This is a genomic window from Actinoallomurus sp. NPDC052308, from assembly GCF_040679195.1.
Taxonomy (GTDB): Bacteria; Actinomycetota; Actinomycetes; order Streptosporangiales; family Streptosporangiaceae; genus Actinoallomurus; species Actinoallomurus liliacearum.
On record NZ_JBFAUM010000002.1, the window covers coordinates 429,844 to 442,556 of the forward strand.

Here is a 12,713-nt window from a genome sequence, read left to right on the forward strand (position 1 = left end):
GTTCGGGGCGTGGTTCGTCACTCTTGGGGACGTGAACACCCGGAAGTAGCGAAATGTCCGCTATCTGAATGACTGGCGCGCGACGCCGGGTCAGAGGCCGGGGGTCCGGCCGACCGGCGGCGGGAGGCTCGGCTGCGTCGGCGGGCCGGGCGGGGTCGTCGGGCCCGGCCCACCGGGCGGCGGGAACGGGTTGGACGGGGGTTCGTGTCCCGCGCCCTTGCTGACGTAGATGGTGACCGTGGCGCCCGGTTCGGCTGCGGCGCCGCCGCCCGGCGAGGTCCGCGCGACCGTTCCCGAGGGGTACGTGTCCGAGGCGACGCGCGGGCCGATGCTCACGTCGAAGCCCGCGGCCCGCAGCCGGGCGGCGGCCGCCGACGGGCTGAGGCCGAGGACGTCGGGGACCTGCACGCGGTCCTCGCCGGAGCCCTCGCTGTAGTAGTCGCCCGGCGGACTGTGGAAGTCGTGGGCGGGCACGTCCCGCAGCGCGCCGAGCATCGTCTGGCGCCAGATCGGCGCGGGGATGTCCGCGCCGAACACCTCGCCGAAGCAGCGGCCGCCCAGGCAGACGTTCCGCAGCGGATGCTTGTAGCCGCCTCGCGGGTCGCCGACCCACACCGCACTCGCCAGGTCCGGGGTGTACCCGGCGAACCAGGCGGAGGAGAAGCCGTCGACCGTGCCCGTCTTGCCCGCGGCCGGGCGGCCGATGCCCATCCCGGCGGCCGTGCCCCGGGTCAGCACCCCGCGCAGTACGTGGTTGACGGCGTCGGCGACGCCCTTGTCGATCGCCTGGTGGCAGTGGGCGCTCGGGACCTTCAGCGCGTGCCCGGCCGTGTCCGTGATCTTGGTGAGGACGATCGGCTCGCAGTACTCGCCGCGGGCGCCGAAGGCCGCGTACGCCGCCGCGACCCGCAACGGCGAGACCGTGTTGAAGCCGAGCGTGAAGGAGGGGTACTGCTGCAGCGCCGAGCCGTCGGCGCGGCGCATGCCGAGCTTCTCGGCCATCTTCACCGTGTCGCAGAGGCCGACCTCCTTCTCCAGCCGGAGGAAGAAGGTGTTGACCGAGTTCCACGTCCCGGTGACGAGGCTGAACGTGCGACCGCCCTCGCCGTCCGCGGCGTTGCCCAGCGACTCCGTGGAGCCGACCGGCTTGCCGTCGCAGTCGCGGAACCCGGTCGGCGTGTAGTGGTCGGGGGCCATCAGGCGGTGCCCGAACGGCATGCCCTGGTCCAGCGCGGCCGCCAGCGTGAAGATCTTGAAGGTGGATCCGGCCTGCATGCCGATGCTGGTGCCGTGGTCGGAGTCGGCGGCGAAGTCGACCCAGGTCTTGCCCCGCTTCTCGGCGGGCCCCAGGTCACGGTCGACCGCCATGGCCTTCACCTGGCCGGTGCCCGGCTCGACGAGCGCCTCGGCGGCCGCCTTGTGGCTGGAGTTCTTCGGCGGGACGTAGTGGTCGACCGCGCGCTGCGCGGCGCGCTGCATCTGCGGGTCCAGCGTCGTCCGGATGATCAGCCCGCCGCGCTGGAGGAGCTTGGTGCGGATCTTGACGGTCTTGCCGAAGATCGGATTGCCGAGGATCTCCCGCTCGACGTAGTCGCAGAAGAACGGCGCCGAGCTCTCCACGCAGCCGTTCGGCGTCGACGTGACGTGCAGGTCGAGGCCGGCCCGCTCGGCGTCCGACGCGGTCGCGGCGGGCAGCCGGCCGAGGTCGCTCATCCGTTGCAGCACGGTGTTGCGCCGTTGCTTGGCCAGGCCCGGGTTGACGGTCGGGTCGTAGGCGTACGGGTAGCGGACGATCCCGGCCAGCAGCGCCGCCTCGGGCAGGGTCAGCTTGGCGGCGGAGTGGCCGAAGTAGTGCCGGGAGGCGGCCTCGACGCCGTACGCTCCCCCGCCGAAGTAGGCGATGTTGAGGTACCGCTCGAGGATCTGGTCCTTGGTGAGCTGCTTCTCCATCGCCACGGCGTAGCGCAGCTCGCGGAGCTTGCGCGCCGGCGTCGTCGCCAGCGCCGACCGGCGTTCGGCGTCGTTGTCGGCGGTCTCGACGAGGAGGTTCTTGACGTACTGCTGGGTGATGCCCGACCCGCCCTGCGTGACCTGACCGGCGGCGAGGTTGCTGGCCAGCGCGCGCACCGTGCCCTTGAGGTCCAGCCCGCCGTGCTCGTAGAAGCGGCTGTCCTCGATGGCGAGGATCGCCTTGCGCATGATCGGGGCGACCTTGTTCAGCGGCACGTCGATGCGGTTCTCGTAGTAGAACGTGGCCAGCTTCGACCCGTCGGCGGCGAGGATCACCGAACGCTGGGCCACCGGCGGGGTCCGCAGATCGCCGGGGATGGCCTCGAACCAGTTGGCGCCGTTGCGCGCGCCCACGCCGACCATGCCGACGGTGGAGAAGGCGATGAGCGCCGCCAGCACTCCGGCGACGACACCGGCGCCCGCGAGACGCCCCATGATCCGCAGGGCGTCACTCCGCGGGCCTTCCCCAGTTGACACGGGCTCAGCGTACGACGAACCGGACCCGGAAGGATCTCCACGGGTCAACAAAAGGCCATCGAAATCAGGCCACTATGGGACGAGGAGCGACATTTCGACTGTGGCGGCGGGGCTCCGGCGGCGGTGTCAGTCGCCCTTCCACGGCCAGGCGAACGGCGGATCGAAGAACCACGGCAGGTGGCTGTTCGGCTCGGGGCCGTCCTTCTGGTCCTGTTCCGCCCCCATGCCCTTCTCCTTCTTGTCCTTGTCCTTGTCGTCCTCCTTCTCGCCGTCGCCCTCCCGGAAGTACTCCCCCGGCGGGGCCTCGAAGTCGTGCTCCGGAACCCCCTTCAGGGCGGCCTCCATCGTCTCCCGCCAGATCGGCGCCGGTACGTCCGCGCCGTACACCTGGCCGTAGCACCCCTCGCCCAGGCACACGTCACGCAGCGGATGGCTGTAGCCGCCCCGCGGGTCGCCGACCCACACCGCGCTCGCCAGGTCCGGCGTGTACCCGGCGAACCAGGCGGCCGAGAAGTTGTCGACCGTGCCCGTCTTGCCCGCCGCCGGACGCCCGATCTCGTTGCCCTTGGCGGTGCCCTTGGTCAGCACGCCCCGGAGCACGTGGTTGACCGCGTCCGCGACGCCCTCCTCGACGGCCTGGTTGCACTTGGCGCGCGGTACCGGCAGGGAGCCCGTCGGGCCCATGATGCTCGTGATCGCGATCGGGCGGCAGTAGCGGCCGCGCGCCGCGAACGCCGCGAACGCCGCCGCGAGCCGCAGCGGCGAGACGGTGTTGAAGCCGAGCGTGAACGACGGGTACTGCTCGAGCTTCTGCCCCGTCGCGCGCCGCATGCCCAGCCGGGTCGCCATCTTGTACGTCGCGCACAGGCCGACCTTGCGCTCGAGTTCGAGGAAGAACGTGTTGACCGAGTGCCACGTGCCGGTGACCAGGGTGAACTGCTTGCCGCCCTCGCCGTCGCCCGCGTTGCCGAGCGAGACGCGCGGGTCGCCGACGCGGTCTCCGTCGCAGTTCCGGAACCCTGTTGGGACGAACGACTTCGGCGCGTCCAGCTTGTGGCCGAACGCCATGCCCTTCTCCAGCGCGGCCGCCAGCGTGAAGATCTTGAACGTCGACCCCGCCTGCATGCCCAGGCTGGACCCGTGGTCGGAGTCGGCGGCGAGGTTCACCCACAGCGTGCCGCGTTTGGTGCTGTCGCCCATCCGGCGGTCGAGGGCCATCGCGGTGATCTCGCCCGTGCCGGGCCGGATGAGCACCTCGGCGGCCGCCTTGCCCGACTTGTTGTTCGCCGGCACGTAGCGGTTCAGGGCGCGCTGGGCGGCCTTCTGCATGCGGGGTTCGAGCGTGGTGTGGATCTGCAGGCCGCCGCGCTGCAGGAGGAACCGGCGCTCCTGGGGGGTCTTCCCGAAGGCCCGGTTCGCCAGGATCTCCCGCTGGACGTAGTCGCAGAAGAACGGCGCGGAACTCTCCACGCACCCGTTCGGCGCGGCGGTGATCCGCAGCCCCAGCGGCTGGGCCTTGACCTCGGCGGCCTGCGCGGGAGTGACCACCTTGAGCTCGGCCATGCGGTCGAGCACCGTGTCCCGGCGCTCCCGGCCCCGCACCGGGTGGAGGTTCGGGTCGTACGTCTGCGGCGCCCGTACGACCCCCGCCAGCGTCGCGGCCTGCGCCAGCGACAGGTCGGCGGCGTGCACCCCGAAGTAGTGGCGGGCCGCCTCCTCCACGCCGTACGCACCGTCGCCGAAGTAGGCGATGTTGAGGTACCGCTCCAGGATCTGGTCCTTGGTGAGGTGCTTCTCCAGGCCGATGGCGAGCCGCAGTTCGCGGAGCTTGCGGACCGCGGTCGGTTCGAGCGCCTCCCGGCGCCCCGCCGCGGTGGTGGCCGTCTCGGCGAGGGCGTTCTTGACGTACTGCTGGCTGAGCGTGGAGCCGCCCTGGATGACGGTCCCCGCGCCGACGTTGGCGATCAGCGCCCGCAGGATGCTCTTGGCGTCCAGCGCGCCGTGCTGGTAGAAGCGGCTGTCCTCGATCGCGATGATCGCCTGGCGCATGATGGGGGCGACCTTGGCGAGCGGCACCTCGACGCGGTTCTCGTAGTAGAACGTCGCGAGCTTCGACCCATCGGCGGCCAGGATGACCGAACGCTGCGGAAGCACCGGGGCGGCCAGCGACTCGGGCAGCGTCTCGAAGGAATGGTTCGCGGCCTTGACGCCCAGACCGGTAGGCAGCAGGACCGGCAGCGCCAGGCAGGCCGACAGCACGCCGGCGGCCACCCCGGCGATCACCAGGTCCGTCAGCCGCGCCGACCGCCGCCCCGAATCCATCCCCACACTTCGCGGTCATCCCCACGCAGACGGTGATCGGAAACCTGGGGAGGGGATTCACCGGCCATCGCCGCAGTCGTCCCGGTCTCGCCGGTTATCGACCCTCTTGCCGCTGCTCGACGCGGTCCTGGAAACGGCGGGCGGCGGCGCGGAGCTCGGCCTCGGGGTCGCGGCCCTCCTCGCGGAGCCGGCGGACGAGCGCGAACAGGTCCGCGCCCACGCCGTCGTCGGCGAACAGCTCCTCCGGCACGTCGGCCTTTGCCGCGCGCCGCTGCACCTGGGCCGCGAGCGAGAGCGCCGGCTGGGACATCGGGACCCCGTGGAAGATCGAGGCGTCCTCGCCACGCTCCGCGGACTTGATCTTGTCCCAGTTGGCGTTGACCTCGTCGGCGTCCGCGACCGTGACGTCGCCGAACACGTGCGGATGGCGACGGACGAGCTTCTCGACGATGCCCTCGGCCACGTCGTCCACGGTGAAGTCCGGCGACACCTCCGCGTGGAAGACCACCTGCATGAGGACGTCGCCGAGCTCCTCGCGCAGCGCCTCGAGGTCACCGCCCTCGATGGTGTCGACGACCTCGTACGCCTCCTCGAGGAGGTACGGCGCGAGGGAGGCGTGCGTCTGCTTGCGGTCCCAGGGGCACTCCCGGCGCAGCGTCTCCATCACGGTGACGAGGTCGAGGAACCGCGCGCCGGGCAGGTCGTACGCGCCCTGGACGACCTCGAGCGGCGGGGGCTCGTCCAGCCCGACGAGGACCGAGCCGACCGAACGCATCAGCGCCTCGTCGCCGTCGGGGTCGGCCAGCCACACCACGGTGCCGGCCGACGCCTCGCGTACGAGGGCCGTGGCGTCCGGCTCGACGACCTCCACCGTGACGCCGGCCGCGCGGACGTACGGCAGCTGCGGGTGTTCGGCCGTGCCGGCGAGCACCCGGTCGGCCGAGCGCAGCGTCTCCCAGGCCGACCAGGTCAACTGCCCCGGCGCGACCCGCGGCGAGGAGGCGAGGAAGATCAGGCCTGGCACGAGACTCCGCCGCTCGTGGTCGGCGTGCCGGAGTCCGGCTTGGACAGGGTCGGGCAGACCGGGCCGAGGGCCATGTGCTGGAAGTCGAAGGAGCCGTAGCGCGGGTTCACGTCGAGCTTCAGCCGACGGCCCGCCCGCTGGTACATGCCGGCGACCTGCTGCAGCGCCTGCTGCTGGGACTGCTGGTCCTGCGCGGTGGTCACGCCGTACTTCCGCATGAGCTCCTGGCGGAGAACCACCGACTTCACGTAGTCGCGGCTGTACTCGGTCGGCAGGCCCTGGGCGAGCACGTTGGCGTCGATGGTGGACAGCCCGCCGTTCTGCGCGATGATCGCGTCGACCTGGCCGCCGCTGACGCTCACGCCGTCGGCGCGCCCGACCTCGTCCCAGACCAACATGTCGACGAGCTGGTACAGGGCGCTGCGCTGCGGGGAGGACGGGTCGAACGGCACCTGCTGCCCCTGGGCCTGCGCCTGCTGGGCGATCTGCTGCGCGCCCGGGTACTTCGGCAGCTCCTTGGACCACTTGTCGACCGTCGAGTTCAGCTTCGCGATCGTGATGCGGTCGTTCCCGACCAGGGCCGCCGCCCCCGTCTTCACGGGGCCGCAGGCGGTGAGCGCCGTGCCGGCCAGCGCGGCGGCGATCATGATCTTGAATGGCTTACGGATCACAGCGTCCTTCTCGATTCCTCGCCCGCGGGGGTCGCGGGGTACGTCCGGTACCGGGGATCTCCTCGCCCCGACTCGTCATCTGGCCGCGGCTCGTCATCGGGCCACGGGATCGGGCAGGAACAGCGCCTCCACCAGATCGGTACACCATTTCAGCAGCTCCTGGTCGCGCAGCGGACGCCCGCCGAGCGGAGCGGTCTTGGGCACCGGCACCAGCAGGGTATTCGTCGCCGCCTTCAGGATGCTCTTCGGGTACAGGCGCTGGAGCCGCACCGTGCGCGACTCCGGCAGGCTGACCGGCGAGAACCGGATGTGGTTGCCCTGCAGGGTGACGTCCGTCAGGCCGCCCCGGCGGGCCAGGGCACGGAACCGCGCGACCTCCAGGAGGTTCAGCACCGGCACCGGCGGCGGACCGAAGCGGTCGGCCAGCTCGTCGCGGACGGCGATGATCTCGTCGTCGTTCTGGATCGCCGCGATCCGGCGGTACGCGTCCAGCCGGAGGCGCTCGCCGGGGACGTACTCGTGCGGGATGTGCGCGTCGACCGGCAGCTCCACCTTGACCTCGGGCGTCTCGGGGACGCCCTCCTCCCGCAGCTCGCGCACGGCCTCGCCGACCATGCGCACGTACAGGTCGAAGCCGACGCCGGCGATGTGCCCGGACTGCTCGGCGCCCAGAACGTTGCCGGCGCCCCGGATCTCCAGGTCCTTCATGGCCACGAACATGCCCGCGCCCATCTCGGTGTGCTGGGCGATCGTCGCCAGCCGCTCGTGCGCGGTCTCGGTCAGCGGCGCCTCGGGCGGGTACAGGAAGTAGGCGTACGCGCGCTCCCGGCCGCGGCCGACCCGCCCGCGCAGCTGGTGCAGCTGCGACAGGCCGTACATGTCGGCGCGGTCGACGATCAGGGTGTTGGCGTTCGGGATGTCCAGGCCGCTCTCCACGATCGTGGTCGCGACGAGGACGTCGTACTCCTTCTCCCAGAAGTCGACCATGATCTTCTCGAGCTGGTGCTCGTTCATCTGGCCGTGCGCGACGCCGACCCGGGCCTCCGGCACCAGCTCGGTGAGGTGCTTGGCGACCTTGTCGATCGAGCGCACCCGGTTGTGCACGAAGAAGACCTGGCCCTCGCGGAGCAGCTCCCGCCGGATGGCCGCGGCGATCTGCTTGTCGTCGTACGGCCCGACGAACGTCAGGACCGGGTGCCGCTCCTCCGGCGGGGTGAGGATCGTCGACATCTCCCGGATGCCGGTGAGGCCCATCTCGAGGGTGCGCGGGATCGGCGTGGCCGACATGGCGAGCACGTCGACCTGGGTGCGCATCTCCTTGAGGCGCTCCTTGTGCTCGACGCCGAACCGCTGCTCCTCGTCGATGATGATCAGCCCGAGGTCCTTGAACCGGGTCTCCGGCGAGATCAGGCGGTGGGTGCCGATGACGAGGTCCACGGTGCCCTCGGCCATGCCGCGCAGCGTCTCGGCGACCTCCTTGTCGGTCTGGAACCGGCTGATCGGCTTGATCACCACCGGGAACGACGCGAACCGCTCGGTGAACGTCGACAGGTGCTGCTGCACCAGCAGCGTCGTCGGCACCAGCACGGCGACCTGCTTGCCGTCCTGCACGGCCTTGAACGCCGCCCGCACCGCGATCTCGGTCTTGCCGTAGCCCACGTCGCCGCAGATCAGGCGGTCCATCGGGACCGGCTTCTCCATGTCGGACTTGACCTCGTCGATGGCGGCGAGCTGGTCCGGCGTCTCGATGTACGGGAAGGCGTCCTCCAGCTCGCGCTGCCATGGGGTGTCCGCCTGGAAGGGATGCCCCGGCGACGCCTGGCGGGCGGAGTAGAGCCGGATCAGCTCGCCGGCGATCTGGCGGACGGCCTTGCGCGCCCGGCCCTTCTGCTTCTGCCACTCGGCGCCGCCGAGCCGGTGCAGGCTGGGCGCCTCGCCGCCGACGTAGCGGGTGACCTCGTCGAGCTGGTCGGTCGGCACGAACAGCCGGTCGCCCTTGGCGTACTCGATGATGAGGTACTCGCGGGTGGCGCCCTGCACGGTCCGGCTGGCCATCTCGACGTACCGGCCCACGCCGTGCTGCTCGTGCACGATGTAGTCGCCGACGGTGAGCCGCAGCGGGTCCACGCCGCCGCGCCGCCGCGACGGCATGCGCCGCATGTCCTTCGTGGAGGACTTCTGCCCCGACAGGTCGGTCTCGGTGAGCACGGCGAGCTTGACGGCCTCCCAGACGAAGCCGTGGTCGAGCAGGCCGCAGGCGACGTTCACGATCGCCGGCTCCGGCGCTCCGGGCAGCTCGGTGACCTTCGCGCCGAGCCCCTGCTCGCGGACCACCTCGGCCAGCCGCTCGGCCGGGCCGTGGCCCTCGGTGACGAGCACGACCCGCCACTCCTCGTGGATCCAGCCCTTGACGTCGCCCATCACCCGCTGGGTGTCGCCCCGGTAGGCCTCCGCCGCGCGCGCCCCGATCCGGAGCGCGCCGCCGTCGCCCGAGTCCGGCGCCTCGTCGGCGGCCACCTCGGTGAGCTCGCCGGTGGCCGCGGAGTACTCGCGGCGGGTCCGGCCGGTGCCCGCCGACTCGGCGCTCGCGAACGGCGTGATCGTCCACCACGCCAGGCCGAGCTCCCCGGCATGGTCGCGGACCTCGTCCAGCGTCTTGTACGCGGCCGCGCCCAGGTCGATGGGCGCCTCGCCACCGGCGGCCGCGTTCACCCACGACGCCTCGAGGAACTCCTGGCTCGTGCTGACCAGCTCGGCGGCCCGGGTACGGATGCGCTCGGGGTCGCAGACGACCGCCGAGGAACCGGCCGGCAGGACGTCGAGGAGCAGCTCCATGTGGTCGGCGAGGACCGGCGCGAACGCCTCCATGCCCTCGACCGCCGCGCCGTCGGCGATCTGCTCGAGGACGTCGGCGAGCGCCGGGTGCTCCCGGCCCAGCTCGCGGGCGCGCTCGCGCACGGACGCCGTCAGCGGCAGCTCGCGGCACGGCGGCGCCCACAGCCCGTCCTGGGCGACCTCGAGCGAACGCTGGTCGGCCGCCTTGAAATAGCGGATCTCCTCGACCTGGTCGCCCCAGAACTCCACGCGCAGCGGGTGCTCCTCGGTGGGCGGGAACACGTCGAGGATGCCGCCGCGGACGGCGATCTCGCCGCGCTTCTCGACCAGGTCGACGCGGTTGTACCCCGCGTCGACCAGGCGGCGCACGGCGTCGTCCAGCTCGGCCTCGTCACCCGACCGCAGGCGCACCGGCTCCAGGTCGCCGAGCCCGGCGACGATCGGCTGCAGCACGGCCCGGACCGGGGCGACGACGACCTGCAGCGGACCGGCCGCCGGGTCGTCGGGGTCGCCGTGGGCCAGCCGCCGCAGCACGGCGAGGCGCTGGCCGACCGTGTCGGAGCGCGGCGACAGGCGCTCGTGCGGCAGCGTCTCCCACGCGGGGAACTGCGCGACCGCGGCCGGGTCGAGCAGGCTCGTCAGGGCCGCGGTCAGGTCCTCGGCCTCCCGGGCCGTGGCGGTGACCATCAGGACGGTACGTCCGCGCTCGCGGGCCAGCGCGGCGCCCAGGACCGGGCGCAGCGCCGGTGGCGCGACGAGGTCCAGGTGGGCGTCGGCGCTCTTCAGCGCGCGGACGAGTGCGGGATCGGCGGCGGCGACGTCGAGCAGTCCGGAAAGGGTCATGAGCTCATCAAGGGGCAGGCAGCGTGAAGACCCGAGAGTGATCTCACCCCGGGGTCCCCAGCCTACGCGTCACCCGTACCACAAGCCGCAGCACCCCGGCGAAGCGGGTGGTGCCAGAGAGCGATCAGGGACAGACGACACGGACAATGCCGAATGTGAGCACGGCGCGCGAGCGGGCGGCTACGCTCCGGGGCGTGACCGACCTGCGGACGCCGCCGACCTTCGACACGGACGTCTTCCACGAACGCGTTCGCGAGTACGCCGACGAGAGGCCGTTCGAGCGACTACGCGTACTCGACGCCGGCTGCGGCCGGAGCGCGCCGCTCGACCTGCATCCCGCCGAGTGCCACGTGACCGGCGTCGACGTCGATCTCGCGGAGGTGCAGGCGGGCGTCCGCGCCCGCCGCGACCTCGACGCCTGGCACCTCGGCGACCTGCGCACGGTGCCCATGCCGCCGCGCGTCTACGACATCGTGCACGCCTCGTACCTGATCGAGCGGATCCCGCACGCGGAGCTGGTCCTCGACCGGTTCGTCGCGGCGCTCCGGCCCGGTGGCCTGATGCTGGTGCGGTTCCGGGACCGCGACAGCGCGTTCGGCCGCCTGGACCGGGTCGCTCCGCGGTGGCTGCGCTCCGTCCTGTGGCAGCGCGGCGTCCCGCCGCGGCCGGTGTACGAGCGGGTGGCGTCGCTCGCCGGGATGCGGGCGTACTGCCTGATGCGGGGCCTGGTCGTCGTCGAGGAGCACACGTCCGCCGGAAGGGTGACCGGGTCGGGGACGATCGTACGGATGCTGTGCCGGGCGGTCGCCGTCTTGTCCCGGAATCGGGCGACCTCGGCGTACAGCGAGGTCGCCATGGTGATCCGCAAGCCGGAGAATCGCTACGCGCGCATCATCTGAGGTGGCACCGGCAGAGCGTAGAGTTCAAGAGTCAACGGTCGAAACACGATCGGAGCCTGCGTTGACGACGGAAGCCGGCGACCTACGTGACCTGCCGAGCCTGACGCCCGGCCCGGCCGAGCTGGCCGACCTCGAACTGCTGCTGAACGGCGCGTTCCAACCGCTGACCGGTTTCCTCGGCGCGGTGGACGCGGCGACCGTGGCCGCCGCCGGACGGCTGGCCGACGGCACGCCGTGGCCGGCGCCCGTGACGCTCGCCGTCCCCGAGGACCTCACCAAAGAGGAGCGCCTCGTCCTGACCGATCCGGAGGGCGTGCCGCTCGCGGTCCTGCACGTCCACGAGACCTGGCAGGACAACAAGTCACCGGCCGGCTTCCCCGAGGGCGATCCGCTCCGGGCGTCGGAGACGACCTCCTGGCACGCGGCCGGCCGGGTCGAGGTGCTGGGCGCTCCGGAGCACGGCGCGTTCCGGCGGCTTCGGCTGTCCCCGCGTGAGGTGCGCGCGGAGCTGGCCGGGGCGACGACCCTGGCGCTGGCGACCCGCGGTCCGCTGCACCGGCGGCATCTCGGCCAGTTGCGGCAGCTCGCCGAGAAGCTCGACGCGCGGCTGCTGCTGCTGCCGTTGATCGGCGAGGGGCACGACGACGCGCTCGTCCGCGCCCTGCTGGCGGTCCGCCGCGAGTTGCCGGCCGGCACGCTCGTCGTTCCGGTGCCGCTGATCGAGCGGCCGGGCCGCGACCTGGCCCTCGCGGCCCACGTCGCCGCCGCGTACGGCGCCACCCACTTCTTCCTGGAGCCCGCCGCCGACGCCGAGGAGACCGCGCGGGCGGGCACGTGGACCGTGCCGCCGGTGATCGGGCAGTTGCCGATCGAGCCGGTCACGCCGGAGCCGTGGGCGTACGACGAGAGCGTCGAGGTCTGGCGTCCGGTCTCCAAGATCGAGCCCGACCACATCCGGTCCGAGCCGACCGAGGCCGAGCTGGCCGCGATGCTGGACCGCGGCGAGAAGATCCCGGAGTGGTTCACGCTGCCGGCGGTGGCGGAGGAGCTGCGCCGGGCCGATCCGCCGCGGCACGAGCGGGGCCTCACCGTGTTCTTCACGGGCCTGTCCGGCTCGGGCAAGTCGACGATCGCGCGCGGGCTCGCCGACGCGCTGGTCGAGCGGGGCGGGCGTACGGTCACCCTGCTGGACGGCGACGTGGTCCGCCGGCTGCTGTCGGCCGGCCTGACGTTCTCCAGGGACGACCGCGACCTGAACATCCGCCGCATCGGGTATGTCGCCGCCGAGATCACCCGGCACGGCGGGGTCGCGATCTGCGCGCCGATCGCGCCCTACGCCGCGACGCGGGCGGAGGTGCGCCGGATGGTGAACGCCGCGGGCGACTTCGTCCTGGTGCACGTGGCCACGCCGCTGGAGGAGTGCGAGCGCCGCGACCGCAAGGGCCTGTACGCCAAGGCGCGGGCCGGCCTCATCCCGGAGTTCACCGGTATCTCCGACCCCTATGAGGTGCCGGACGACGCCGAGCTGACCGTCGACACCTCGCAGCTGACACCCGAGGCCGCGGTGGAGCGGGTCCTCGACCTGCTCATCGCCGGCGGCTGGGTGCGCTCAGAGTAAGGATTCGGTCACCT

7 protein-coding genes are annotated in these 12,713 nt (G+C 72.2%); 2 read left to right on the top strand and 5 right to left on the bottom strand.

What is annotated here, in order from left to right:
• Positions 1–90 precede the first annotated feature (90 nt).
• The 5 genes from AB0L00_RS08040 to mfd form a co-directional block, all read right to left on the bottom strand.
• On the bottom strand, positions 91–2,487 hold the full coding sequence (locus AB0L00_RS08040) for a transglycosylase domain-containing protein (protein WP_364429997.1): 2,397 nt from the start codon (positions 2,485–2,487) through the stop codon (positions 91–93).
• Positions 2,488–2,613: 126 nt separating this feature from the next.
• On the bottom strand, positions 2,614–4,809 hold the full coding sequence (locus AB0L00_RS08045; RefSeq protein WP_364429999.1) for a transglycosylase domain-containing protein: 2,196 nt from the start codon (positions 4,807–4,809) through the stop codon (positions 2,614–2,616).
• 94 nt (positions 4,810–4,903) lie between these two features.
• Entirely contained in the window at positions 4,904–5,833 is a 930-nt protein-coding gene (locus AB0L00_RS08050; RefSeq protein WP_364430001.1) for a MazG family protein, read from the bottom strand.
• Positions 5,821–6,504: a hypothetical protein gene (locus tag AB0L00_RS08055; RefSeq protein WP_364430003.1), complete on the bottom strand. Its 684-nt coding sequence runs from the start codon at positions 6,502–6,504 to the stop codon at positions 5,821–5,823. The genes AB0L00_RS08050 and AB0L00_RS08055 overlap by 13 nt, the downstream gene beginning before the upstream one ends.
• A gap of 93 nt (positions 6,505–6,597) precedes the next feature.
• The gene (gene mfd / locus AB0L00_RS08060) at positions 6,598–10,182 is read right to left on the bottom strand and encodes a transcription-repair coupling factor (protein ID WP_364430006.1); all 3,585 of its coding nucleotides are present in this window, start codon (positions 10,180–10,182) and stop codon (positions 6,598–6,600) included.
• A gap of 194 nt (positions 10,183–10,376) precedes the next feature.
• Between mfd and AB0L00_RS08065 the strand changes: the two genes are divergently transcribed.
• Together AB0L00_RS08065 and cysC are read left to right on the top strand one after the other, a co-directional pair.
• Positions 10,377–11,081: a class I SAM-dependent methyltransferase gene (locus AB0L00_RS08065; RefSeq protein WP_364430008.1), complete on the top strand. Its 705-nt coding sequence runs from the start codon at positions 10,377–10,379 to the stop codon at positions 11,079–11,081.
• A gap of 1 nt (position 11,082) precedes the next feature.
• The gene (gene cysC, locus AB0L00_RS08070; protein WP_364430011.1) at positions 11,083–12,699 is read left to right on the top strand and encodes an adenylyl-sulfate kinase; all 1,617 of its coding nucleotides are present in this window, start codon (positions 11,083–11,085) and stop codon (positions 12,697–12,699) included.
• The last annotated feature ends 14 nt before the right edge of the window (positions 12,700–12,713 follow it).

Excerpts from the sequence above, each read along its gene's own strand:
- mfd (WP_364430006.1), bottom strand. The coding sequence starts at position 10,182 with ATGACCCTTTCCGGACTGCTCGACGTCGCCGCCGCCGATCCCGCACTC.
- AB0L00_RS08045 (WP_364429999.1), bottom strand. The coding sequence starts at position 4,809 with ATGGATTCGGGGCGGCGGTCGGCGCGGCTGACGGACCTGGTGATCGCC.